Below are 25006 nucleotides of genomic sequence, written 5' to 3'. Positions count from 1 at the left end.
AATCCTCGTCATCCCCGCGAAGGCGGGGACCCAACTGGCGCCGCCTCGACGGGCCAGGTCACGAGATGGGTCCCCGCCTGCGCGGGGATGACGAATGAAGGTAAGAGGCCCCGAGCCCCTCAGCCGCGGCTGACGTTCTCGTAGATGCGCGTCATGAAATCGAGCAGCTGGGTGACTTCCTCGTCGGAGAAGCCGGCGAACATGCGCCGCTCGCTCTCGGCGGCGATCACGCCGAGCTGGTCGAGCAGGGGCTTGGCCTGTTCGGTCAGGTAGACCGCGCGGGCGCGGCGGTCGTCGCGGCGGTCGCGGCGCTCGAGCAGGCCGTCGGCGCAGAGGCGGTCGATCAGGCGGCCGGCCGAAGCCTCCGACATCTCGAGGTATTCGGCGATCGTGCGCTGGGTCGAACCCGGATAGCGGGCGACGATCGCGATCATCGCCCACTGCGAACGGGTGACGTTGAGAGCGGCGACCTTGCGGTCGAAGTTGTTGCGCTGCATCCGGGCGACGATGGTCATGCGCAGGCCCACCTGACGGGTCGGGCTCTCGTCGCGCATGTTGAACGGGTCGCTGATCTTGCCCGCCGGTTTGTTGTCCGCCGCCTTATTGTCTGCCTCGGTGGCCACGCATTGCTCCTTGTTGGGCGCCGTCAGACGCGCTCGATGATGATCGCTGGGGCCATGCCGCCCGCTGCGCACATGGTGATGAGACCATACCGCCCGCCGGTCCGCTCCAGTTCGTCGAGCGCGGTGCCGATGAGCATCGCGCCGGTGCCGCCGATCGGGTGGCCGAGCGCCATGGAGCCCCCGTTCGGATTGACCTTAGCGCGATCGAGGTCAAGGTCACGGATGAACTTCTCGACGACCACGGCGAAAGCCTCGTTCACTTCGAAGACGTCGATGTCGGCGACGGTGAGGCCCGCCTTGGCCAGCGCCTTGCGCGCGGCCGGCACCGGGCCGTTGAGCATCAGCGTAGGGCAGTCACCCGTTTCGACCATGGCGACGATGCGCGCGCGCGGCTTGAGGCCGTGGGCATCGGCATAGTCCTTGGACGCCAGCAGGATCGCCGAGGCGCCGTCGACGACGCCCGAGGAGATGCCGACGTGATGGATCGGCTTGATGTCTACGTCTGGATAGACCTGGTTGATCAGCTCGACATAGGTCTTGCCGCCCGGCGCCGAGGGCATGTTGTAGAACATCTCGAACGCGGGCTTGAGCCCGGCGAGGCTCTCGGCGGTGGTCTCGGGGCGGGGGTATTCCTCGTGGTCGAGGATCACGTTGCCGTCGTCGTCCTTCACGACGATGGTCGACCTGTCGAAGCGGCCCTCGGCGATGGCGAGCGCGGCGCGGCGCTGGCTCTCGACGCCGAGCGCTTCGAGTTCCGCGCGGGTGATGCCTTCCATCGCGGCGATGGCGTCGGCGGCGACGCCCTGGTTGGACTGCGGGTGCTTGGCCTGGAGACGTGGGTTGCCCGCGCCCATGCCGGGGCTGCCGAGGCCGGCCTCGCGCATCTTGGCGCCGTACATGCCGGCGTAGGACAGCATGTCCATGCCGCCCGCGACCATGAGGTCGGCCATGCCCGACTTGATCATCGCGGCAGCGAGGCTGGTCGAGGTGATGCTCGACCCGCAAAAGCGGTTGAGGGTGACGCCGCCGGCCTTGAAGTCATAACCGGCGTCGAGTGCGGCCATGCGCCCGATATCGCCAGCCTGCTGGCCCATGGCGGCGGAGACGCCCCAGATCACATCGTCCACTTCGGCGGTGTCGAAGCCGTTGCGCTCCTTCAGCGCGGCGAGGACCGACGCGGACAGGTGCTCGGGGTGCATCTGCGACAGCGCGCCCTTGCCCATCTTTCCAAGGCCACGCGGAGTCCTCACGGCATCGATGATATAGGCTTCGGTCACAAGGGGTCTCCTGGAGTTCGATCGCGCGGCAAAGCGCCATTTTGAAAGGGTCATGCGGGGGCACCCGGCGAATTGCAATCGGGCGGCCCGGCCCTATCGCCGCAGCGATTGCTAACATTGGTTAGTATATTGGTGCGGCAGTCCTCCACGTCAATCGATCGTCTTCGCGATGCCCGGCTTGACGGGCGCGGCGCGGCGGACAAGATCGTCTGCCAACAAGATAACAAGGAACGAAGTGGCCATGGCGGGCAGTGCAGGGGCCGAACGGGAGCCGGGAACAGGCGACTCCGGCGGCGGGGCGTTCGCACCGCTGAGGGAACGTACGTTCCGCAACATCTGGATCGCCAGCCTGTTCTCGAACTTCGGGCAGCTGTTCCTGGGCGTCGGCGCGCAGTGGGAGATGACCCGGCTGAGCAATTCACCGAGCATGGTCGCGCTGGTGCAGACCGCGATGATGATCCCGCTGATGCTGGTGACGCTGCCGGCCGGCGCCATCGCCGACATGTTCGACCGGCGCCGCATCGCGATGACGGGCCTCGCCTTCAGCGCGATCAGCGCGGCAGTGCTGGCGACGATCACGTTCCTCGGTCTGACGACGCCCTGGGTGTTGCTGAGCTTCTGCGTGCTGATAGGCGGAGGCGTGGCACTGTTTTCGCCGTCCTGGCAGGCTTCTATCCCCGAGCAGGTCTCGCGCGGGCACCTGCCTGCGGCTGTGGCGCTGGGGACGATCAGCTACAACGTCGCGCGTAGCTTTGGCCCTGCGCTGGGCGGCGTCATCGTCGTCCTCTACGGGGTCAAGGCCGTGTTCGGCATGACTTCGCTGCTCTACATTCCGCTGCTGACCGCGTTCTTCTTCTGGCAGCGCAGGCACATCCCCTCGCGCCTGCCGCCCGAGCGGATCGACCGTGCGATCCTGACCGGTGCGCGCTATGCGCTCCACGCGCCTTCGGTCCGCACCGCGCTGCTGCGGGTCATGGTGTTCGGCTTCACCACAGCCACTGCCTCGGCGCTGGCGCCGCTGATCGCCAAGGACCTGCTTGCCGGCAACGCTGCGACCTTCGGCATCCTGCTGGGCGCGCAGGGCGTGGGAGCGGTGGCCGGCGCGCTGTTCGTGGCGCAGATCCGCGCGGCGATCTCGACCGAGTGGGCGCTGCGCCTGTTCGCGGTCGGGACCGGCGTTGCGCTGGTGGCGATCGGGTTCAGCCATTCGCTGGTGCTGAGCTGCATCGCGTTCCTGATCGTCGGTGCCTGCAACATCCTGACCGTGGCGATGCTCAACGTGACGGTGCAGTTGTCCGCGCCGCGCTGGGTGACGGCGCGGGCGCTGTCGCTGTTCTCCTCGGCGATCACCGCCGGCGTGGGCATCGGCGCCTGGGTATGGGGCACCGTGGCCGCCGCGCACGATGTCGCCTTCGCGCTGGTCGCCTCGGGCATCGCTGTCGGGGCGAGTTCGCTGCTCGGCGTGCTGCTGCCGGTCGCCAAGGACCCGGAGGCCGACATGGATTCGGTCGAGATCGGGCACGAACCCGCAGCTTCGCTGGCGTTGACGTTGCGTTCAGGACCAGTGGTCGTCGAAGTCGAGTACGACGTCGATCCCGACCGCGCGCGCGAGTTCTACGCAGTCATGACGATGATGCAGAAGGTGCGCAAGCGCATTGGCGCGTTCGACTGGACGATTGCGCGGGACATCGAGAACCCCGCGCTGTGGACCGAGCGATACCACTGCCCGACCTGGGGCGACTATTTGCGCATGCGGGGGCGCTACACCCAGTCCGATTTCGACGTTCAGGCGCAGGCCGACGGCTTCAACCGCAGCCATCATGGCCGCCGTGTGCGCCGCCGCCTCGAACGGCCGTTCGGGTCGGTGCGCTGGAAAGCGGAATCCTACGATCCGCAGCAGGAAACCGTCGGGTATATCGCGCCCTGAAGGCACCTGAGCACGCCGTTCCCAAGAGTGGTTGCGTAAATCTGCGACTGCGATATTTTGACACCTGTCCAGTTCAAATCTGGAACGCGGCCAAAGCTCCCGTATAAGGGGCGGTAAAAGCAACCCTGGGAGGGAAAACTGTGAAAAATTCAAGGACTTGCACGTCCATGCTCGCGCTGGTCGGGCTGTCGGCTCTGGCACCGCTGCCGGCCTTCGCGCAGGCCGAGGCGCAGGATACCGCTTCGATTGACGAAGGTGCGATCATCGTCACCGCCCAGCGCCGCGCCGAAGCGCAGGTCGACGTGCCGATCTCGATCACCAACCTCACCAGCGACGCGCTCGAAACCGCCAGCGTCCAGCAGCTCGCCGATATCGGCAAGGTGACCCCGGCGCTGCGCTTCGACTTCGCGGGCGGCTTCTTCCAGCCGACCATTCGCGGCATCGGCACTGCGGTCACCACCTCTGGCGGCGGCGGCAATGTCGGTATCTACGTCGATGGCTTCTATTCGCCCAACCCTCTCGCCGCTGACTTCGACCTCATCAGTGTGGACTCCATCCAGGTTCTCAAGGGGCCGCAGGGCACGCTGTTCGGCCGCAACACCACCGGCGGCGCGATCCTCGTCTCCACGCGCGCACCGTCCACCAACGGCAATGCCTTCGAGGGCCGGGTCAGCTACGGCCGCTACAACGAGGCCCGTGCCGAGGCCTTCACCAACTATGTCATCTCCGACCGCGTGGCGCTGAGCGTGGAAGGGCAGTATCGCCGCGGTGACGGCTGGCAGCACGAAGCCGTTACCGGCAAGCGCGTCGGCGAGTACGAGAACTGGTCGGTGCGCCTCGGCCTAAAGGCCGAGCTTTCGGACAACGTCGAAGTCCTGCTGCGCTACAAGCACGGCAGCACGGATGATCCATCGCCGCTGCTGGCCTCGACGCTCGACACGAAGGACTTCGGGCTTGGCGCACCGTTCGGTGGCTTCGCCGGCCCCTTCACGACCGCGAAGAACAAGATCACCACTGGCTCGGTCGGGGAGTTCTTCCGCTCGAACAGCGATGTCGTGCAGGGGACCATCACCGCCGACGTCGGCTTTGCGAACCTCACGTCGTACAGCCAGTACCGCAGCGAAAAGGCCAACGCCTCGCAGGACCTCGACTATTCGGGCGCCGACATCTTCCAGCTCGGCCTGCCCAACATCAACGAGACCTGGAGCCAGGAGCTGCTGCTGACCTCGAAGGCGGGGCCGAAGCTGCAGTGGACCGCCGGCCTGTTCTACTTCGAGAACACTGACACCTACCTCACTTACCTAGACAACTTCGGCAACGACGCCAATTCGCGCATCCGCCTCGGCGGGTCGAGCACGACGGTAAAGAGCTACGCGGCGTTCCTCGATGCCACCTACGAGATCACGCCCCAACTGTTCGTGACGGCCGGCGCGCGGTACTCCAAGGACAAGATCGTCGATGCCTACTGGAACCAGCAGTTCACCGCGGTGGAAATGCCGGTTCCCGACATTTCGAACAACAAGCTGACCCCGCGCGTCGTGGTGCGCTTCAAGCCGACCGACCAGACCAGCATCTACGCCTCGTTCACCAAGGGCTACAAGGCGGCGATCTCCGACGTCGGCGGATCGTGCCAGATTGCGCTCACCAACTATACCTGCAACGATGTCAAGCCCGAAGACGTGAACGCCTACGAAGTGGGCTTCAAGTACGAGGCGCGCGGCCTCTCGTTCGAGGGCGCGGCGTTCTACTACGACTACAAGAACCTGCAGGTCTCGATCTTCCGTACCGGCACTGCGGAAATCATCAACGCTGCGACCTCGGAGATCTACGGTCTCGAAGGATCGGTGCGCTACCAGGTGAGCCCGGCCTTCCAGTTTTCCGCCGGCGGTTCCTGGGTCCATGCGCGCTACAAGAAGTTCAACGATGCGCCCGTTTACGTGCGCTGCGCCGAACTCGATCCGGCGACGGCTGCGGGTTGTGCGGCCAGCGGGGTGACGTTCGTGGTGGCGCCCACCACGCTCGAAAACGTGACGATGCAGCGCACACCCGAGTTCACCGCATTCGTCGGCTCGCGCTACGAGGCGGAACTGGCCGGCGGGGAACTCGCGCTGTCGGGCAACCTGTCCTATTCGTCGAAGCTCTTCTTCGGCCCCTCGGGCATCCAGTTCGAGCAGGGCAGCTTCGCCACTCTGGCGCTGCGCGCCCAATGGAGCGCGCCCGAGGACAAGTTCTACGTCGCGCTCTTCGGCGATAACGTCACCAACAGCCGCTACCTGACGCAGGCCCAGTACTCCAGCTTCGGCATCGGCGCGAACTGGAACAAGCCGGCGATCTACGGGATCGAGGCGGGCGTGAAGTTCTGAGGGTCACGCACCGGGGGTTCCCACCCGGGGATTGCCTGGTGCGCAGAGGCTTGAGCAAATGACGCAAAGGCAGCGCCGCCCGGGACACCCGGCGCGGCGCCTGTCGTATGGGACGAGGGAGAGAGCTGATGGCACAAGACAAGACCTGGCGCGTCGTCCAGTGGGCGACGGGCAACGTCGGCAGCCGCGCGCTGCGCACGGTGATCGAGCATCCGCGCATGGAACTGGTGGGCCTGTGGGTCAGCTCGCCGGACAAGTTCGGCAAGGATGCGGGCGAGCTCGCGGGCCTTGCCGAAACCGGCGTGAAGGCGACCAATTCGCTCGACGAGATTGTCGCGCTCGACGCCGACTGCGTGGTGTTCATGCCGCAGGGCACGGACTACGATGCGCTCTGCGCGCTGCTTGCCTCGGGCAAGAACGTGGTCACCACGCGCGGTGATTTCCATTATCCACCGCTGATGGACGCCGCCAAGCGCGCCCGGATAGAGGAGGCCTGCGCGAAGGGCGGCACCTCGATCTACTCGACCGGCTCGAGCCCTGGCTTCGTCACCGAGGCGCTGGCGATTCCGCTACTTTCGCTCCAGCGCGAGCACGGGCTGCTGACGATCGACGAATATGCCGACGTCTCCAGCCGCAATTCGCCCGAGATGCTGTTCCAGATCATGGGCTTCGCCGAGCCCATGGGACCGTTCGACCAGCGCCGCGCCGAACATCTCAAGGGCGACTTCGGCAGCTCGCTGTCGCAGATCGCCGAGGCCATCGGCCTGCCCTGCGACGACATCGAGGCGGTCGGCGAACTGTCGGCCACGAAACAGGACCTCGACATCGCCGCAGGCAAGGTCCCGGCGGGCACGGTGGGGGCCATGCGCACCACGATCACCTGCAAGCACCAGGGCCGCCCGGTCCTGCGCTTCCGCGCCAACTGGTACGTGACCGCCGATATCGAGGACGACTGGGCGCTGCGCGAATCCGGCTGGCGCATCACCACCGAGGGCGATACCCCGGTGAAGGTCGATATCTACTTCCCGGTCTCGGAAGAGGACTATGCCGCCTACACCCCAGGGCTGACCGCACACCGGCCGGTCAACGCCATCCCCGCCGTCTGCGCCGCCGCGCCGGGCATCCGCACCACCGTGGACCTGCCGCAGATCGTGCCGCTCTTCGGATAAGTCATCAGATAGGCCCGTTCGTGGCGGTTGGTTGGTTGGCAATATGCTCCCCCAACTCCCTCTTCCCCGCGTGGGCGGTGACCCCGCTTGTTTTCCCAAGGCGCGAGGAAGCGGAGCCCCGCCTTCGGGGGGAGGACGACGGGTGGGGGAATCAACAGTTCGCCAGCGGGTCTGAACTGAACGGCTCGGTCGAGACCTGCTTTACTGTCCCGCCGTCGTCGCCTGGTCGCCGCCGAGCACGCGGTACAGCGTTACCCGGTTGCTTGCCTGTTGCAGTCGTACGGCAATCTCGGCCTGGCGCGCCGCGTAGAGGCTGCGCTGGGCATCCAGGTTGTCGAGCGAACTGGTAATGCCGCGGCGGTAGGTGGCCTCGGTCAGCTGCGCGGTATCCTGCGCGGCCGATGTGAACGCCGCCGCCGCACGCAGGCGCTCGGCGAGCGTCCCTTGGTCGGCGAGCGCGTCGGCCACTTCACGAAACGCGGTCTGGATCGCCTTTTCGTACGTCGCCAGCGCCGCATCGCGCTGCGCCTTGGTGACGTCGACATTGGCCTTCACGCCGCCGGCGTTGAAGATAGACCAACTGGCATCGCCGCCAAGCGTCGTGGTGCGCGAGGCTCCGTCGAACAGCGAGGAGAGCGAGGTGCTGGCAAAGCCGACGAGCGCGCTCAGCGAAATCGAGGGGAACAACTGCGCGCGTGCGACGCCGATGTCGGCGTTGGCGGCGCGTAGTTCGTATTCGGCCTGCACCACGTCGGGGCGGCGCAGCAGGACCTGCGTGCCGGTACCGGCGGGAAGCTGCGAAAGGCTGGCGTTGACCTCGTCGATGCCGGCGGGAAGCAGGGCCTGGTCGAAATCAGCGCCGACCAGCAGGCGGATGGCGTTGATGTCCTGCGCGAGCAGCGCCTTCTGTGAGGCGACATCACCATTGGCGGTCTCGAGCACCTGTTCGGCCTGGCGAAGTTCGGTCCGCGCGGCGACCCCGCCCCTGAGGCGCGCGGTGGACAGGCGGACGCTGTCGGTCGCGTTGGTGGCGGTGGACTGCGCGATGGTCAGCAGGTCGCGATCGGCGGCATAGGTCGCCCAGGCAAAGGCAAGGTCAGCGACGAGGCCGAGGCGCACGGTCCGCGCCGCCGCCTCGGTCGCCAGCGCGGTGTCGCGCTGGGACTGCGTGGCATTGGCGAGCTTGCCGAACAGGTCGAGCTCGAAGCTCGAGATGCCGCCCTGCAGCGCATAGTTCATGCCGTTCTGGCCGAAGCCGCCACCGGTCTCGCTGTCGGTGGCAGAGCCGCTCACGCCTACCGCTGGGAATTGGTTTGCGCGCGTGACGCGGACCTGCGCACGGGCGGCGGCGAGGTTCGCGGCGGCGACACGCAGGTCGCGGTTGTTGGCGAGCGCCTGCTCGACGAGCGACTGCAGGCGCGGGTCGCGGAAGATCTGCGTGTAGGACACCAGGGGCAGCGCGGCTTCGCTCTGCGCGAGGTAGGCATCGCCGACGGGCCACGACGTAGGCACGGGCGGCACCGGGGCGATGTACTTAGGCGCCAGCGAACAGGCGCCGAGCGCGAGGGCGGGAAGAGCGGCGGTCAGCAGCCGCGACAGGGAGGTCATGCGGTGTCTCCCGCGCGCGCGCGGCGTTCGCGCAGCTTCTCACGCGCCTTGGCGAGACCGTCACGCACGGAGCGGCGCACGATCACGAAGAACAGCGGAATGTAGAAGATCGCCAGCAGCGTCGCGGTGAGCATGCCGCCCACCACCGCGGTGCCGATGGCAACGCGGCTGTTGGCACCGGCGCCGGTCGCCATCGCCAGCGGCAGCACGCCGAAGATAAAGGCGAAGCTGGTCATAAGAATTGGGCGCAGGCGGATGCGTGCGGCTTCGAGCGCGGCGTCGATGACGCGCTTGCCCTGCCGCTCGGCCTGTTCGGCGAACTCGATCATCAGGATCGCGTTCTTGGCGGCAAGGCCCATCGTGGTGAGCAGGCCGATCTGAAGGTAGACGTCGTTCTCCAGCCCGCGCAACGTCACGAAGGCGATCGCGCCCAGCAGGCCGAGCGGGATGACGAGTATGACCGCGACCGGGATCGACCAGCTTTCATAAAGCGCGGCGAGGCACAGGAACACCACCAGCAGCGACAGCGCATAGAGTACCGGCCCCTGCCCGGAGGAAAGGCGCTCCTGATAGGACGAACCGGCCCAGGCGACGCTGACGCCGGGGATGTCCGAGGCCAGCTTTTCCATGGTGTTCATCGCCGTGCCCGAGCTCACGCCCGATGCCGCGTCGCCCGAGAATTCGAACGCGGGCAAGCCGTTGAAGCGCGAGGTGGAGCTTGGAGCAGTCGACCAGCCGATCGTCGAAAAAGCCGAGAACGGCGCCATTTGCCCGTCGGAGCCGCGTACGAACCACTGGGCAAGGTCCTCGGGACGCGAACGGAACTGCGCATCGCCCTGTACGTAGACGCGCTTGACGCGGCCCTTGTCGATGAAGTCGTTGACGTAGGAGCCGCCCCAGGCCGTCGACAGTGTGGAATTCACGTTGGCCGGGGTCAGACCGTAGGCGGTAAGGGCGCGGGTGTTGGTGTCGATCTTGAGCGTCGACACATCGGGCAGGTTGCTGAGGCGCACGCCCGAAAGCTGCGCATTGCCGTTGGCCGCGGCAAGCAGCTTGTCGCGCGCCTCGGCGAACTTTTCGGTGCTCAGGCCGTTGGCGTTCTGCAACTCCAGGGTGAAGCCGGACGACGTGCCCAGACCACGCACCGAGCCGGGTACGAGCGCGAAGACCTGTGCGTCGCGAAGACCGTGGAAGGCGGCGGCGGCGCGCTTGGCGATGGCGTCGGCACTGTCCTTGGAGTCGGTCCGCTGCGACCAGTTCGTCAGGTTGACGAATCCCTGACCGCTGTTCTGGCCGGCCGCGCCCTGGCCGCCACCTGAGATCGTGAACATGCCTGCGAAATTGTTCTTTTCGTAGGTCATGAAGTACTTCTCGACTTGGTGCTGCACTTCTTCGGTACGCGCGCGGGGCGTACCGGCGGGCAGGCGCCACTGCACCATGATGTTGCCCTGGTCCTCGTTGGGAAGGAAGCCGGTGGGCAAGCGCTGGAACATGACGAGGGTCAGGACGCAGGTGACCGCGAACAGGCCGAGCCAGCGCCACTTGTGCTCGACCACGCGCTCCACCCGGCGGCCGTAAGCATCGGTAACGCGTTCGAAGCCGGTGTTGAACCAGACGTGGAATTTCTCCCAGCCGCGCGCCAGCCAGGGCAGCTTGCGCTCGACCCAGCTCGGTTCGCGCTCGTGCTCGGGGACCTTGGTCTTGAGCAGGGTGGCCGTCAGCGCGGGGCTGAGGATCAGCGCCACGAGCACCGAGAGCACCATGGCCGCAACGATCGTCAGCGAGAACTGGCGGTAGATCACCCCGGTCGATCCGCCGAAGAACGCCATCGGCAGGAACACTGCCGAGAGGACGAGGGCGATGGCGACGAGCGCGGTCTGGATTTCCTCCATCGACTTGATCGTTGCCTCGCGCGGCGACATGCCGGGGTTTTCTTCCAGCAGGCGCTCGACGTTCTCGACCACGACGATGGCGTCGTCGACCAGCAGGCCGATGGCGAGCACCAGCCCGAACAGCGTCAGCGTGTTGATCGAGAATCCGGCGAGATAGAAGATCGCGAAGGTGCCCAGCAGCACGACCGGAACCGCGATCGCGGGGATCAGCGTGGCGCGCCAGCTTTGCAGGAACACGAACATGACGATCACGACGAGGACGATCGCCTCGAACAGCGCCTTCTCGACCTCTTCCACCGACAGCTTGATGAAGTCGGTGGAATCGCTGCCGTAGATGTATTTCACGCCATCGGGAAAGTCGGATGCCAGCGCCTGGACCTTGGCCTTCACCGCCTCGGCGGTGGCGAGCGCGTCGGCGCCCGGCGAGAGCGAGATCGAGATGCCGGCGCCCGGGTGTCCGTTGACGCGGCTGACCGAACTGTAGCTTTCCGCGCCGATCTCGACCCGGGCGACGTCGCCGATCGTCACGGCGGAGCCGTCGGGGTTCGTCTTGAGGACGATGTTGCGGAACTGGGCTTCGGTCTGCAGGCGCGATCCGGCCGTGACGACGGCGTTGATCGCCTGGTCGGCGGGGGCGGGCAGGCCGCCCACTTCACCGGCGGCGACTTCGGTGTTCTGCGCGGTAATCGCGGATGTCACGTCGCTGGGCATCAGCGCAACCGACGCGAGCTTGCGCGGGTCGAGCCAGATACGCATCGCATGGGGCGCGCCGAACACGTTGACGTCGCCGACCCCCTGGACGCGCGAAAGCGGGTCCTGGATGTTCGAGGTCAGATAGTCCGACACGTCCTGGTTCGAGCGGGTGTCGGTCTCGTCGTAGACCGCGACGAGCAGCAACTGGTCGGGGTTCGACTTGGTGACGGTGACGCCCTGCGCCTGGACGGTCTGCGGAAGGCGGGGCAGCGCCGACTGGACCTTGTTTTGGACCTGGACCTGGGCGATGTCCGGGTCGGTGCCCTTGGCGAAGACCGCGCTGATGCTGGCCTGGCCGCGGTTGCTCGACGAAGAGCTGAAGTACAGCAGGCCGTCGATACCGGTCAGTTGCTGCTCGATGATCTGGGTGACCGAGTTCTCGATCGTCTGGGCCGAGGCGCCCTGGTAGTTCGCGCGGATATTGACCTGGGTCGGCGCGATGTCCGGGTACTGCTCGTTGGGCAGGTAGTTGAGCGCGCCGAGGCCGGCGAGCATGACGATGATCGCCAGCACCCAGGCGAAGATCGGACGGTCGATGAATATCCGCGACATGTAAGGCTCAGCCGCCCTTCCTGGCGGCGCCGCCGGCTGGCGGAGGGGCTACCTTCTGCTCCGAAGTGCTGGCTACGGCCTTGATGGCGGCGCCCTGGCGCAATCCGTTGAGGCCCTGCACGATGACCTTGTCACCCTTCTTGAGGCCCGAGGTTATCACGGCGCTGGTGCCGTACGTGCGGTCGGCGGTGACCTTGCGGCGCACCGCCTTGTTGTCGGGGCCGGCGAGCATGACGTAGGCCGTCCCGTCGAAGTCGCGCTGGACGGCATTCTGCGGGACGAGGATCGCGTTGGGATCGGACGCCTGGTCGAACATGGCGGTCACGAACATGCCGGGAAGCAGCGCGCCGTCGGGATTGGGGAAGCGCGCCCGCAGGGTGACGGTGCCGGTCGTCTGGTCGACCGTCACTTCGGAGAACTGCACTGTTCCCGTGAATGGATAGGCAGCGCCGCCGTCGAGTTGCAGGCGCACGTCGGTGCTGCCGGCCAGCACGCCGCCTTCCGCGAGCTTGCGGCGCAGCGCGGTCAGTTCGTTGGCAGACTGCTGCATGTCGACGTAGATCGGGTCCATGCGCTGGATCACGGCGAGCGGATTGGCCTGGGTGGCGCTGGCGAGGGCGCCCACGGTGATAAGCGAGCGGCCGATGCGACCACTGATCGGCGCCGGCACGCTGGTGAAGCGCAGGTTGATCTTCGCGGTATCTAGCGTGGCGGCGTTCTGGGCGATCGCGGCCTTGGCGACGCGCGATTCGGACAGCGCGTCGGTATAGTCCTGCTTGGCGATGGCCTCCATGTCGGCGAGAGGGCGGTAGCGGTCCGCCTTGACGGCCGCCGCCTCCGCCGAGGCGCGGGCGCTGGAAAGGTTGGCCTGCGCCTGGTTGACCGCGGCGCGGTAGAGGCTGGGGTCGATCTCGAACAGCGGCTGGCCGGCCTTGACCAGCGCGCCTTCGGTGAACAGGCGCCTGCGGATCACGCCAGTGACCTGCGGGCGCACTTCCGACGTCTCGAACGCCACGGTGCGGCCGCTCAGGGTCACGCCGACGGGGACGGTGCTCGTCGATGCGACGATGTAGCCCACGGCGGCGCCGGGCTTCTGTTCGTTATCCTTGCCTGCGTCGCCCGAGCACGCGCAAAGGGTTGCAACCGCGACGAGAAGGAGCGGCAGGCGGCTGCGATGCCGCCAGCGGAGGCCATTGGGAGACTGGGTTTTCAATTCGCACGCCTTGTTGGTCTTGCTTCGTCCTATCGAAGCAATGCGGCAACCTCGCAAGGTCACATTTCGCAGGTGCGACAATTTGCGACCATCCGTCAAATGGCCCATTCCGTTGCCGATAGGGATGGGATAGCGCCGGTGTTAGGTGCCATCAGCGCGCAGGGTGAGCACTTCGACGCCGGCCGCCGTCACCGCGACGGTATGTTCGAACTGAGCGGACAGCTTCCGGTCCTTCGTGACGACCGTCCATCCGTCGTCTTCGGTGGAGACCATGCGGGTGCCCTGGTTCACCATGGGCTCGATCGTGAAGACCATGCCCTCGCGCAAACGGACGCCGGTGCCCGGCCGGCCGTAGTTGAGGACCTGGGGCTCCTCGTGCATCTCGCGGCCGATGCCGTGACCGCAATATTCGCGCACGACGGAGTAGCCGTTCTTTTTGGCATGCCGTTCTATCGCGTGGCCGACGTCGCCGAGGTACGCCCCCGGGCGGACCTGCCGGATGCCTTTCCACATGGCTTCCTGCGCGACCTGCACCAGCCGGCGCGTCGCCGGCGGGGTCTCCCCGACGATATAGGTCTTGCTGGAATCCGCGATGAAGCCGTTCTTTTCCAGCGTGATGTCGAGGTTGATGATGTCGCCGTCCCGGATGATCTCGTCCGCGTCGGGGACGCCGTGGCACACGACATGGTTGATCGAGCAGTTCAGCACGTACTTGAAACCGTACTGCCCCTTGCTCGCGGGGCGGGCGGCAAGGTCCACCGTGATGAAGCGCTCGACCAGGTCGTTGACCGCCATCGTGGACATCCCGGCGAGGTCCTGCTCGTCCAGCATCTCGAACACCGCGGCGAGTAACTTGCCCGAGGTGCGCATGAGGGTGAGTTCGTCTGGCGTCTTGACCATGTCAGGCCGCCACTACGCGAGGTACGAAGACCTGCGCGGCTTCGAGTTGAAGCTTCATGAGATCGTTGAACGACAACGCGGGGTTCGCCTCGGCCAGCATGCCGACCTTCATCCAGAACTCGGCCTGCGCGTTGATCGACCGGCACATGACCGTGCTGGCGCGCCGGACCTCCTCGTGAAGTTCGCCGTCGATTTTGACAATGCCCATGATGCCTCTGGAAGAACTATGTAATATACGAAGCGTATACGTTTCATATATCAAGTTCAAGCCAGCCACCCAAATCGGGCCCGCGCGAACGAACGCCCGGCCGGTGCCAGGATCGAAAATGGAATATCTGTCGCGGAGGGGAGAAGTGGTGCCCGGGGACGGGGTCGAACCGCCGACACTGCGATTTTCAGTCGCATGCTCTACCAACTGAGCTACCCGGGCATCGCTTCGGCTGCGGCCCCCGAAAGGACCGGCGAGCGGTTGGTGGAGCGGGCCTATGACGAAGGCGGCGCGCCTTGGCAACCCCCTAATGCCGATGAATTTTCAATAAGGGGCCGAAATTTCACTCGTCCTGTGGATTGCCGGGAAAGGCGTCCGGATCGACGTCGGGATCGGCTGGAGGGCCGGGCAGGGCGTAGCCGTCCTGCAGCCACTGGAGCAGATCGCGGTCGCGGCAGCGCTTCGAGCAGAAGGGGGTGTGCTCTTCCGAGCGAGGCTTGCCGCAGATGGGGCACTTGCGTCCGGATATCGTCATGAGGTGATCGCCTGCGCGAATCCGCCGCCGAGCGCAAGGGCGCGATCCTCATGCCAGCGCAGCGCGCGGCCCGAGCGGCGGGCGAGCTGGGCGAGCCACGCATCGGAAATGGCAGCACGCACGGCGGGATGGGCGGTGAGCAGCAGGACGCCGGGCTCGGCGACGGCCTCCGCCTGCCGCAGCAGCAGCCGCGCGGCGGCGCCGGCCGGGTGCGCGCGGACGCGCTGGGCGATCGAAGGTCGCTCCAGCCGCGCGACCAGCTGGACGAAGCCGAAGCCGTTCATCGCCGTGCGCTGGTGCGGCCAGTGATCCAGCGCGGCGGCCAGCGCCTCGTCCACGGCGCGGCGGTCGTCCTTGCGCTCGAGCGAGGGGAAGTCGATGCCGATCGAGCCGGCGAGGTCGAGGCGGCCGACCGATGCGGCGATCGCGGGCACCGCCGCCAGCGCCAGTGCGCGCGGGGGCAAGGCGCCGTCGATGTCGATCAGCGTCATTGCCGGGGTCGGCGTGACCACCAGCGAACCGCCGTCGAAATGGACCAAGCCATCGAGTGCCTCGGCGACGATCTCGGGCCAGGGGTCTTCGGGGAAGCGGCGGACGGTGCGTACCGGCAGGCCCTCGGCCCGCAGCGCCTGGGCGAGGCCGGGGGCAGGGCGGGGCGCGAGGTCGGTGACGCGGGCCTGCGCGCGCTTGAGACGGCCAGTCTCGGCCATCGCGGCGCGGGTTACGATCACGCGGTGGCGGGCGCCTTCGCTGGCATCTGCGGGAAGGCCGTCGACCAGCGCTTCCTCGCCCGAATCGAAGCGGACGGTGCCGCGGCTCGATCCCGCGCGGCGCGAGGCCAGGACCGCGTCGGCGACTTCACCCGCCGAGAGCGCCCCCGGCCACTCGAGCCGGGCTGCGAGCACCTCGCCGCCTTCGACCAGGATCGCGCGGGTTTCGCCGATCCCGTCCTCGACCAGCCATTCAGGCAATCTGGAAGCCCGCCGAGCGCAGCAGCGCGCGGGTCTCGAACAGCGGCAGGCCTACGACGCCCGAATGGCTGCCGGAAATCCATGCGATAAGGCCTTCTGCAGCGCCCTGGATGGCGTAGCCGCCGGCCTTGCCCTCCCACTCGCCGCCGGAGATATAGGCTTCGACCTCATCGTGATCGAGCTGCTTGAAACGCACGACCGTCTCGCTCAGCCGCTCCCGAAGCGTCCCGTCGGGGGCCTTGAGGGCGATGGCGGAGAGCACGCGGTGGCGGCGGCCCGACAGCAGCGCGAAGCAGGCGCGGGCGGTCGCCTCGTCCTCGGCCTTGGGCAGGATGCGGCGGCCGAGGGCGACCACCGTGTCACCGGCAAGGACGTGGGCATCGGGGGCGATGACAGCCAGCGCCTTTTCGCTCGCCATGCGCCGCGCGTAGTCGCGGGGCACTTCGCGCGGGTGCGGGGTCTCGTCGATGTCGGCGGCGGAGACCGCCGAGGGCGCCACCCCCAGACGGGCGATCAGTTCGCGGCGGCGCGGGCTGGCCGACGCGAGGACTAGCTGTGGAATGGAGAAGTCCTCTGAATGGTCCGGCGCGCCGGCGGAAGGCAGCTCAACTGCCAAACTGACCGGGGCCACCGCGCCCAGGCATGAAACGGTAGGTAATGCGACCCTTGGTGAGGTCATAGGGCGTCAGTTCCACGAGGACCTCGTCGCCGACCAGCACGCGGATGCGGTTCTTGCGCATCTTGCCGGCGGTGTGGCCAAGGATCTCGTGGCCGTTCTCGAGTTCGACGCGGAACATGGCGTTGGGCAGGAGCTCGATAACCCGGCCGCGCAGTTCGAGGAGTTCTTCCTTCGCCATCGGCGATCATAATCCGTGTTGGTTGGACCTCGCGGGGCGACATACCCACGACTCGCCGCAAATGGAAGCCTCCGCCGTTCATGGCGGCGCAAGACAATTGCGACAAAATGATACCGCGCCGCGTCTTGTGGCGAGGAAGACGCCAAGGCAATGGGGGCACAGGGCAAGGAACACGACACAACCTGGCGACACTCGAGCTCTTGGCGGAGACTATAACTTGCGTTCCTTACCTTTGATCAGCCTGGTGGCATGCCTGGCCATGCCCGCACCCGCTTCCGCGCAGGATGCGCCGTTGGTCGTCAGCGAAGACAAGAACAACGACGACCTCGAAGTCCACGGCGACGAGATCCTCGTGATGTCGCCGCGCATCATCGGGCAGATCGACGCCCCGCAGAAGCCGATCGAGGTCTTCGACGAGGAAGACATCGCCTCTTACGGCGTCAACTCGATCGAGGAACTGCTCGACGCGATCAGCCCGCAGACCGGCAGCGGACGCGGGCGCGGTGACGGGCGTCCGGTGATGCTGCTCAACGGCCAGCGCATTTCCAGCTTCCGCGAGATGCGCAGCATCCCGCCAGAAGCTATCCGCCGCCTGGAAGTGCTGCCCGAGGAAGTCGCCCTGCGCTTCGGCTATTCGGCGAACCAGCGCGTGGTCAACATCATCCTCAAGGACCAGTTCTCCGCCGTCACCTCGTCCACCGAGTACAATCGCCCGACGCGCGGCGGCTACGACAACTACGAGCTGGAAGGCGGCCTGTTCAAGATCGCCGGCCCGCGCCGCTACAACGTCAACGCCAAGCTCGACAACACCAGCATGCTGACCGAGGACGAGCGGGGCATCATCCAGGAGCCCTCGCGCGTGTCGGACGTCGCCGGCGATCCTGATTCCGCGCGCTACCGCAGCCTTGCGGCCAGGGATTCGGAACTGGTGCTGGAAGGCACGATGACGCAGGGCCTGGGCAAGGACGGCCTTGGCGGCGCGATCACCGTGACCGGCGGCTACACGCGCTCGCAGACCACTTCGCTGTCGGGGCTCGACACGCTGACGCTGACCAATCCGGCCGGCGAGAGCGCGATCCGCACGCTGCCCGACCCGCTCACCAACCGCGCCCTTTCCGATACCTTCGAAGGCGGGCTGGGCTACAGCAGGATGATCGGCGAGTGGCAGCTGAGCGCCACCGCCAACGCCACCTACGCCGACAGCAGCACCCGCGTGGACCGCAGGCGCGACACGTCCGCACTCGTCGACGCGGCCGAGGCGGGGACGCTGGCGATCGACGGCGCGCTTCCCTCCGTGCCGGGTGCGGGCGTCGACGTGGCGCGTACCCGCCAGTTGACCCTCAGCAACCTCGCCACCATCTCGGGCAAGCCGTTCCGCCTGCCCGGCGGCGAGGCGAACCTGACCGTCAAGGCAGGCTACGACTTCGACCGTTCGCTCAGCGAGGATACCCGCAACAGCTTCGGCGGCATCACCCTCAAGCGCGGCGACGTGCTGGGCGGCGTCAACCTGGCGCTGCCGGTGACCAGCAAGGGCGAGGACTTCCTCGGTGCGATCGGCGACATCACGCTGAACTTCAGCGGCGGGCTCGACCACCTCTCCGACTTCGGCACGCTGAAGGACTGGAGCGCGGGCCTCACCTGGTCGCCGACCTCCAAGCTGACCTTCCAGGCCAGCTACATCGTCGACGAGGCGGCGCCCAAGCTGACCCAGCTCGCCGCTCCGAACATCCTGAGCTACAACGTCGCGGTCTACGACTTCACCAACGCCACGACCGCGCTGGTCACCGTGACCAGCGGCGGCAACCCGGACCTCCGGAAGGAAACGCAGCGCGACTGGAAGATTTCGGGCCAGTGGCAGCTGCCGTTCCTGCAGCGCTCGAACCTGATCGTCGAATACTTCCGCAACCGCTCGAGCGACGTGACGCAGTCGTTCCCGCTGCTCACCCCGGCGATCGAGGCGGCGTTCCCCGACCGCGTGACGCGCGATGACGCGGGCAACCTCGTCGCCATCGACCGGCGGCCGGTGACGTTCGACGAAGTGCGCACGTCCTCGATGCGCTGGGGCATCAATCTGTCGGGCAGTCTCGGCGGGGCGGCGGCTGGGTCTGGCGGAAGCTCCGGGTCCTCAGGGGCGGCCACGCCGCGGGGTTCCTCCGCGCCGCTCGCGCCAGTCACGGGTCCGAACGGACCGATGCCGGGCGTGCAGACGCTGGGCGGCCAGCAGCAGGCAGGCGCGCCGGGCGGACGCGACCCTTCGCGCTTCGCGGCGATGCGTCAGCAGCTCTGCGCGCCGGGCGCGGCCGAGCCGGACCTTGCGTCTCTGCCCGAGGGCCTGCGCGGGCGGCTGACCGGCGCGGATGGCAAGATCGACCCGGCCAAGCTCGCCGAGTTCAAGCAGCGCGCCTGCTCGGCCGAGGGACCCGGCGGTCCCGGTGGACCGGGCGGGGCACCGGGCGCGGGTGGGCCGGGCACCCCCGATCCGGAGCGCTTCGAGCGTATCCGCACTGCGCTGTGCGCGGGCGGCAGCGGTCCGCCCGACGTCGCCAGCCTGCCCGACCGCATGCGCGAGCGTCTCATGAACGCGGACGGCAAGGTCGATCCGGCCAGGCTCGCCGAACTGCGCGAGCGTTTCTGCAAGGCGGACGGCGCTCCGGCGGCGGCGGGTGGCAATGCGCCGCAGCAGCCGGGCGACGTGATGCGCGAGATGCGTTTCGCGGGCGGCGGTCCGGCCGAACCGACGAGTGGCCCCGGCGGCACCCGTGCGGAAAGCGCCGGTCCCGGTGGACGCGGGCCTGGCATGGGCGGTCCCGGTATGGGGCCAGGCGGTCCCGGAGGTCCCGGCGGACGCCCGGGTGGCAGCCGCTGGAACCTTGCGGTCTATCACACCTGGCGGTTCACCGACACGGTCACCATCGCCCCCGGCGTCGCCACGCTGGACCAGCTGAACGGCGACGCGATCGGGGCGGGCGGCACGCCGCGCCACGCGATCGAGGCGGAGGGCGGCCTGTTCAAGAACGGCTACGGCCTGCGCCTCAAGGCCGAGTGGGAATCGCCCGCGAAGGTCAACGGATCGGGCCAGCCGGGCAGTTCGGACCTGCGCTTCGGCAGCACTTTCGACGTGAACCTGCGGATCTTCGCCGATCTCGGCCGTAACGAGGCGCTGGTTGCGAAGATGCCGTTCCTCAAGGGCTCGCGCCTGTCGCTCAAGGCCGACAACATCCTCGATTCGCGCCAGAAGGTCACCGACGAAAGCGGGGCCACGCCGATCGCCTATCAGCCCGCCTACCGCAACCCGCAGGGCCGCGTGCTGGGGATCGACTTCCGCAAGCTGTTCTGACGATACGGGCCGTCGCCTCCGCTTTGGCGGGGACGACGGCCCGGCTCCACTTCCCCTTGGGCGACAGATTCCCTATCTGACCGCCATGGCGCGAACACCTGCCGGCACTCCCGACAACCCCCAGGGCAACGAACGGTTCAACGAGGACCGGGCGACCCAGACCATGCGCGGTTCGGAGCAGCCCGATCTCGCAGCCGGCGTCGAGGTCATCCGCGACACCGTGCGCACGCTGCCGCCCAAGCCCGGCGTCTACCGCATGCAGGACGCGAAGGGCGACGTGCTCTACGTCGGCAAGGCGCGGGCGCTGAAGAACCGCGTCGCCAACTACACGCAGTGGGAGCGCCTGCCCGGCAGGCTCCAGCGGATGGTCAGCCAGACAAGGTCGATGACCATCGTCACCACCAATTCCGAGGCCGAGGCGCTGCTGCTCGAAGCGCAGCTGATCAAGCGCTTCCGCCCGCCGTACAACGTGCTGCTGAGGGACGACAAATCGTTCCCCTTCATTCTGCTGCGCGCCGACCATGCCTTTCCGCGCATCATGAAGCATCGCGGCGCACGCAAGGCGAAGGGCAACTACTACGGCCCCTTCGCCAGCGCCGGTTCGGTCAACACCACGGTCAATGCGCTCCAGAAGCTGTTCCTGCTGCGCTCCTGCACCGACAGCTTCTTTTCCCGCCGCGACCGGCCCTGCCTGCTCTACCAGATCAAGCGCTGCTCTGCCCCGTGCGTCGGCCGCATCGACGAGGCCGGGTACAAAGAGCTGGTGCAGGAAGCGAAGGACTTCCTCGGCGGCAAGTCCAACGCGGTGCAGCGCAAGATCGAGGCGCAGATGGCCGAGGCCGCGCAGGACCTCGATTTCGAGCGCGCCGCGATGCTCCGCGACCGGCTGCGGGCGGCGACGTTCATCCAGGGCAGCCAGGCGATCAACGCCGAGGGCGTCGACAATGCCGACATCTTCGCGATGGCGTCGCACGGCGGGCAGGTGGGCGTGCAGGCGTTCTTCATCCGCGGCGGCCAGAACTGGGGCCACCGCGCCTTCTTCCCCACCCACACCGAGGGATTGAGCGAGGAGGAAGTCATGCAGAGCTTCCTCGCCCAGTTCTACGAGGAAGTGCCCCCGGCGCGCTGCATCCTGATCGACCGCGAACTGCCCGAGGCCGAGCTTCTCGCCGAAGCCCTGCGCGAAGGCGCGGGCGGCAAGGTCGACATCTCCGTGCCCCAGCGTGGCCCCCGCCGCCAGCTTGTCGCGCAGGCGACCCGCAACGCCGTCGAGGCGCTCGAACGCCGCCTCGCCGAGCGCGGCACGCAGGCCCGGACCCTGCGCGAGCTGACCGAATTCCTCGAACTGCCGGACGTGCCCCAGCGCATCGAGGTCTACGACAACAGCCATATCTCGGGCACCAAGGCGGTCGGCGCGATGATAGTCGCCGGGCCCGAGGGGTTCATCACCAACCAGTACCGCAAGTTCAACATCAAGGCCGCGCAGACCGACGACGACTACGCGATGATGCGCGAGGTCATGACCCGCCGCTTCGGCCGCGCGCAGGAGGAGGACCCCGAGCGCGAGAGCGGCAACTGGCCGGGCCTCGTCCTGCTCGATGGCGGCAAGGGCCAGATGAGCACGGTCAAGGACGCGCTGGAGGAACTCGGCATCGAGGACGTGCCCCTCATCGCCATCGCCAAGGGCCCTCACCACGGCCGCGAGGGGCGCGAGGTGTTCCACTTCCCCGACGGGCGCGAGAAGATGCTGCCGGTTAACTCACCGCTGCTGTTCTATCTCCAGCGCCTGCGCGACGAGGTGCACCGCTTCGTCATCGGCGCGCACCGCGCCAAGCGCAGCCGCGCGATCAGCGCCAGCCCGCTCGACGAGATCCCTGGGATCGGACCCGCCCGCAAGCGCGCGCTGCTGCTGCATTTCGGCACGGCGGGCAAGGTGCGCGCGGCAAGCCTCGAAGACCTCCAACGGGCGCCGGGGGTAAGCAGCGCGGTCGCTCAGACGATCTACGACTTCTACCACCCGAAGGGGTAGGGCGCGGCCGACCCGCCTGCGCGGGGATGACGAGGAGTGCCCATGGCGGCGGCCGGACAGCTTCCGCTCAAGGGTCAGGTGGACGCCTTCAGTGCAGCGCGGTGAGCCAGTCGGCGATCATGGCACGCCCGGCGGCGACGGCGCCGGGGCCGAGTTCGTCATGGGCGCGGCGCAGGGCCCGGGGGCAACCGCCGGCTTCGACCACGGCCTCGGGCCACTGGTCCATCCAGGCCTCGAAGCGCGGGTCCTCCCCCATCTCGGCATGGAACTGGAGGGCGAGCAGGTTTTTCCCGCGCCGGAAGGCCTGGTGCGCGTACATCCGGCTTGAGGCGAGCAGTTCCACCCCCTCGGGCCGGGTGAAGGTGTCGCCATGCCAGTGCAGCACCGGCACGCCCTGCAAGTGGCGCAGCGGCCCATCGGCGGCATGCTTGTGGATCTGGACCGGGTGAAAGCCCACTTCCTTCGCCGGACCAAGATGAACCTCCGCGCCCAGCGCGCTCGCCATCATCTGCGCACCGAAGCAGACGCCCAGAGTCGGGCGGTCGGCCTCGAGCCGCAGCGCGAGGCGGCGCAGCTGGCAGCCGATCCATGGGAAGCGGTCCTGTTCGTAGACGCCCATCGGGCCGCCCATCATGATGAGCAGGTCCGGTTCGCGCAGGTCGAGCGTGGGGAATTCGGGGTCGGTCACGTCGATGCGCGCGACGTCGTAGCCCGCGTCCTCGATGGGCTGGCGGTAACCGGCGACCCCTTCGTGGGGTACGTGGCGGATGATGAGTGCGGTCTTCACGGGTCCGTTCTGGCACAACCTGGGTTAAGGGGCGACACCGAAGGCAGGGGCGGGAAACCCGAACGCCTTCGATGCCGTGGGGGCGGTCACAGCCCGAGGCGCGACCAGAAATCTCCGGCGGAACGGATCGCCGCGCCCCCGTCCGTGGGCGTCGGCTCGACGCTGCGGCGCCACGAAGGGTGAGTGAAGCGGGGCGTCGGCGACGGCTGCGCGCGCAGGACCCGGGACGTGATACTGGGAAGGGAATCGAGCATTTCGTATCTCCTTTGGGGGAGGCACGAAGCCGGCGTGGACGCTTCGGTTTCGTGCGCTTTAGCGGTTGATGACGCGGAGCAAGCTGACTGGATCAAATGCCGCGGAGCGGAGGCGGGCCCTTCGCTCACCGATCAATCTACTCTTTCAGTAGAGAATGTCCATTCACGCGAATCTATTTGCCCTGTCAGAAAAACTTCACGCCGCTTTCGGGAACCGAGCGGGGCCGTCTCATGAGCGATTGCCGGGCGGGGGCGCATGACGTAGCCTTCGCTCCATATGCGCATTCCGATCATCGCCGCCGCCCTGCTGGGCCTTCCGCTGCCGGCCCATGCGGAGGCCGTTGGCGATGCCGTCGCGCGCGACATGCCGGGATTGATGGCGATCTACCGCGACCTCCATGCCAATCCGGAACTCAGCTTTCAGGAACTGCGCAGCGCGAAAGTGATGGCGGATGCCGCGCGCAAGGCGGGCTTCACCGTGACCGAAAAGGTCGGCAGGACCGGGATCGTCGCCGTCCTGAAGAACGGGGACGGGCCCACCGTCCTCATCCGCGCCGACATGGACGGCCTGCCGGTCACCGAGCAGACGGGGCTGCCCTTCGCCTCGACGAAGCGGGGAACCTCCACCGCCGGGGTGGAGAGCGGTATCATGCATGCCTGCGGCCACGACACTCACATGACCGCGTGGATCGAGACCGCCCGGCTGATGGCGGCGCGCAAGGCCGAATGGTCGGGCACGCTGGTGATGATCGGACAGCCGGCGGAGGAACTGGGCCTCGGCGCGCTGGAGATGCTGAAGGACGGGCTCTACACGCGCTTCCCCAGACCCGACTACACGCTGGCCTTCCACGACACGCCCGAGCTGGCCGCAGGGGTGGTCGGCGCGGCGAAGGGCTGGGCGCTCGCCAATGTCGACAGCGTGGACATCGTGGTGCGCGGCACCGGCGGCCACGGCGCCTACCCGCACACCACCCGCGACCCGATCGTGCTGGCCAGCTCGATCGTGATGAAGCTGCAGACCTTGGTCAGCCGCGAGAACAATCCGCTCGACCCCGCGGTGGTGACGGTCGGCTCGTTCCACTCCGGCTTCAAGCACAACGTCATCCCCGACGAGGCGAAGCTGGAACTGACGGTGCGCAGCTACTCGGACGAAACCCGGACCCGCCTGCTCGACGGTATCCGCCGCGTCGCGAAAGGCGAGGCGATCGCCTCGGGGATATCCGAGGACCGGATGCCGCTGGTCACGGTCAAGGAACCGCACACCCGCGCGACCTGGAACACGCCCGAGTTCACCGAGGACGCGGTTGCGGCGCTCAAGGGCCAGATGGGCGAGGCCAATGTCGTGTTCACGCCGTCTGTCATGGGCGGCGAGGATTTCGGCGAATTCCGCCGCGCCGACGAGGCGCACGTCACGTCGCTGATCCTGTGGGTGGGCGGCTCGGACCCGCAAAAGCTCGCGGCCGCCAAGGCCGGTGGGCCGCCGATGCCCTCGCTGCACAGCCCGTTCTGGGCGCCGGTGGCGGAGAAGGTGATCGGCTCCGCCTCGCAAGCGCTGACACTCACAGCGCTGCGGCTGATGCCCAAGCCGTAGACCGAGTACCACCGACGCCCCTCGTCATCCCCGCGAAGGCGGGGATCGCCGGCGCCGCGCCCGGCTTTCCGCAAGACGAGGTGTAAACCCACCCGACATCGCCGCCCGGGCACGCGGCCGCCGTTTCCCCGAGCGCCTATTCGCACTGTCAAGGTAACCG

General features: G+C 67.5%; 18 protein-coding genes and 1 tRNA gene. 6 read left to right on the top strand and 13 right to left on the bottom strand.

The features are described 5' to 3' along the window. Positions 1–119 precede the first annotated feature (119 nt). Positions 120–623, bottom strand: a complete 504-nt coding sequence (locus AC07M9_RS09055) for a MarR family winged helix-turn-helix transcriptional regulator (protein WP_494883117.1) — start codon at positions 621–623, stop codon at positions 120–122. Positions 624–646: 23 nt separating this feature from the next. Beyond that, complete coding sequence (locus AC07M9_RS09050) at positions 647–1900, bottom strand: acetyl-CoA C-acetyltransferase (RefSeq protein ID WP_494883116.1); 1254 nt, start codon at positions 1898–1900, stop codon at positions 647–649. Between the two features lie 241 nt (positions 1901–2141). On the opposite strand from AC07M9_RS09050, the gene AC07M9_RS09045 reads away from it, so the two are divergent. The 3 genes from AC07M9_RS09045 (at position 2142) to AC07M9_RS09035 (ending at position 7359) form a co-directional block, all read left to right on the top strand. Further along, positions 2142–3827 (top strand): MFS transporter, encoded by a 1686-nt coding sequence (locus tag AC07M9_RS09045; RefSeq protein WP_494883114.1) that lies wholly within the window; start codon positions 2142–2144, stop codon positions 3825–3827. Positions 3828–3994: 167 nt separating this feature from the next. Next, positions 3995–6190 (top strand): TonB-dependent receptor, encoded by a 2196-nt coding sequence (locus AC07M9_RS09040; RefSeq protein WP_494883112.1) that lies wholly within the window; start codon positions 3995–3997, stop codon positions 6188–6190. A 128-nt stretch (positions 6191–6318) separates the two neighbouring features. Continuing rightward, positions 6319–7359 carry an NAD(P)H-dependent amine dehydrogenase family protein gene (locus AC07M9_RS09035; RefSeq protein ID WP_494883110.1) on the top strand — a complete coding sequence of 347 codons (1041 nt, stop codon included), beginning with the start codon at positions 6319–6321 and terminating at the stop codon, positions 7357–7359. Positions 7360–7560: 201 nt separating this feature from the next. On the opposite strand, the gene AC07M9_RS09030 is transcribed toward AC07M9_RS09035, so the two are convergent. The 10 genes from AC07M9_RS09030 to infA all read right to left on the bottom strand — a co-directional run bounded on the left by AC07M9_RS09030 (position 7561) and on the right by infA (position 16848). Next, positions 7561–8967, bottom strand: a complete 1407-nt coding sequence (locus AC07M9_RS09030) for an efflux transporter outer membrane subunit (RefSeq protein WP_494883108.1) — start codon at positions 8965–8967, stop codon at positions 7561–7563. After that, positions 8964–12164 (bottom strand): multidrug efflux RND transporter permease subunit, encoded by a 3201-nt coding sequence (locus tag AC07M9_RS09025; protein ID WP_494883106.1) that lies wholly within the window; start codon positions 12162–12164, stop codon positions 8964–8966. Before AC07M9_RS09025 ends, AC07M9_RS09030 begins: the two co-directional genes overlap by 4 nt. 7 nt (positions 12165–12171) lie before the next feature. Beyond that, positions 12172–13377, bottom strand: a complete 1206-nt coding sequence (locus AC07M9_RS09020; protein WP_494883104.1) for an efflux RND transporter periplasmic adaptor subunit — start codon at positions 13375–13377, stop codon at positions 12172–12174. Between the two features lie 141 nt (positions 13378–13518). After that, positions 13519–14277 (bottom strand): type I methionyl aminopeptidase, encoded by a 759-nt coding sequence (gene map / locus AC07M9_RS09015; RefSeq protein ID WP_494883102.1) that lies wholly within the window; start codon positions 14275–14277, stop codon positions 13519–13521. A gap of 1 nt (position 14278) precedes the next feature. Further along, positions 14279–14485: a ParD-like family protein gene (locus AC07M9_RS09010; protein WP_494883101.1), complete on the bottom strand. Its 207-nt coding sequence runs from the start codon at positions 14483–14485 to the stop codon at positions 14279–14281. A gap of 146 nt (positions 14486–14631) precedes the next feature. Further along, a tRNA-Phe gene (locus tag AC07M9_RS09005) sits at positions 14632–14707 on the bottom strand. Positions 14708–14828: 121 nt separating this feature from the next. Further along, positions 14829–15020, bottom strand: coding sequence for a DNA gyrase inhibitor YacG (yacG, locus tag AC07M9_RS09000; protein ID WP_494883100.1), 192 nt, complete (start codon positions 15018–15020; stop codon positions 14829–14831). After that, complete coding sequence (locus tag AC07M9_RS08995) at positions 15017–15991, bottom strand: ribonuclease (protein WP_494883098.1); 975 nt, start codon at positions 15989–15991, stop codon at positions 15017–15019. The genes yacG and AC07M9_RS08995 overlap by 4 nt, the downstream gene beginning before the upstream one ends. Beyond that, complete coding sequence (locus AC07M9_RS08990; RefSeq protein ID WP_494883097.1) at positions 15984–16622, bottom strand: Maf family protein; 639 nt, start codon at positions 16620–16622, stop codon at positions 15984–15986. Before AC07M9_RS08990 ends, AC07M9_RS08995 begins: the two co-directional genes overlap by 8 nt. Further along, a complete protein-coding gene (gene infA / locus AC07M9_RS08985) occupies positions 16597–16848 on the bottom strand; it encodes a translation initiation factor IF-1 (protein ID WP_494883096.1) in 252 nt (83 codons plus the stop codon). Before infA ends, AC07M9_RS08990 begins: the two co-directional genes overlap by 26 nt. 259 nt (positions 16849–17107) lie before the next feature. On the opposite strand from infA, the gene AC07M9_RS08980 reads away from it, so the two are divergent. Both AC07M9_RS08980 and uvrC read left to right on the top strand, forming a co-directional pair. After that, positions 17108–20185: a porin family protein gene (locus AC07M9_RS08980; RefSeq protein WP_494883095.1), complete on the top strand. Its 3078-nt coding sequence runs from the start codon at positions 17108–17110 to the stop codon at positions 20183–20185. A gap of 85 nt (positions 20186–20270) precedes the next feature. Continuing rightward, positions 20271–22214, top strand: a complete 1944-nt coding sequence (gene uvrC / locus AC07M9_RS08975; RefSeq protein ID WP_494883094.1) for an excinuclease ABC subunit UvrC — start codon at positions 20271–20273, stop codon at positions 22212–22214. 88 nt (positions 22215–22302) lie between these two features. On the opposite strand, the gene AC07M9_RS08970 is transcribed toward uvrC, so the two are convergent. Further along, positions 22303–23001 carry a glutamine amidotransferase gene (locus AC07M9_RS08970; protein ID WP_494883092.1) on the bottom strand — a complete coding sequence of 233 codons (699 nt, stop codon included), beginning with the start codon at positions 22999–23001 and terminating at the stop codon, positions 22303–22305. 531 nt (positions 23002–23532) lie between these two features. Between AC07M9_RS08970 and AC07M9_RS08965 the strand changes: the two genes are divergently transcribed. After that, on the top strand, positions 23533–24846 hold the full coding sequence (locus tag AC07M9_RS08965; RefSeq protein WP_494883090.1) for an amidohydrolase: 1314 nt from the start codon (positions 23533–23535) through the stop codon (positions 24844–24846). Positions 24847–25006 lie beyond the last annotated feature (160 nt).

The sequence above is a fragment of the Novosphingobium sp. GW821-FHT09E05 genome (genome assembly GCF_059416165.1).
Note: the sequence above shows the minus strand (reverse complement) of the source record. Positions and strands in the feature narration are given on the sequence as shown.

Bases quoted from the DNA above. Each gene is read 5' to 3' on its own strand.
- AC07M9_RS09045 (WP_494883114.1), top strand. From the start codon at position 2,142: ATGGCGGGCAGTGCAGGGGCCGAACGGGAGCCGGGAACAGGCGACTCC.
- AC07M9_RS09040 (WP_494883112.1), top strand. From the start codon at position 3,995: ATGCTCGCGCTGGTCGGGCTGTCGGCTCTGGCACCGCTGCCGGCCTTC.
- AC07M9_RS09035 (WP_494883110.1), top strand. From the start codon at position 6,319: ATGGCACAAGACAAGACCTGGCGCGTCGTCCAGTGGGCGACGGGCAAC.
- AC07M9_RS09030 (WP_494883108.1), bottom strand. From the start codon at position 8,967: ATGACCTCCCTGTCGCGGCTGCTGACCGCCGCTCTTCCCGCCCTCGCG.
- AC07M9_RS09025 (WP_494883106.1), bottom strand. From the start codon at position 12,164: ATGTCGCGGATATTCATCGACCGTCCGATCTTCGCCTGGGTGCTGGCG.
- map (WP_494883102.1), bottom strand. From the start codon at position 14,277: ATGGTCAAGACGCCAGACGAACTCACCCTCATGCGCACCTCGGGCAAG.
- AC07M9_RS09010 (WP_494883101.1), bottom strand. From the start codon at position 14,485: ATGGGCATTGTCAAAATCGACGGCGAACTTCACGAGGAGGTCCGGCGC.
- yacG (WP_494883100.1), bottom strand. From the start codon at position 15,020: ATGACGATATCCGGACGCAAGTGCCCCATCTGCGGCAAGCCTCGCTCG.
- infA (WP_494883096.1), bottom strand. From the start codon at position 16,848: ATGGCGAAGGAAGAACTCCTCGAACTGCGCGGCCGGGTTATCGAGCTC.
- AC07M9_RS08980 (WP_494883095.1), top strand. From the start codon at position 17,108: ATGCCCGCACCCGCTTCCGCGCAGGATGCGCCGTTGGTCGTCAGCGAA.
- uvrC (WP_494883094.1), top strand. From the start codon at position 20,271: ATGGCGCGAACACCTGCCGGCACTCCCGACAACCCCCAGGGCAACGAA.
- AC07M9_RS08965 (WP_494883090.1), top strand. From the start codon at position 23,533: ATGCGCATTCCGATCATCGCCGCCGCCCTGCTGGGCCTTCCGCTGCCG.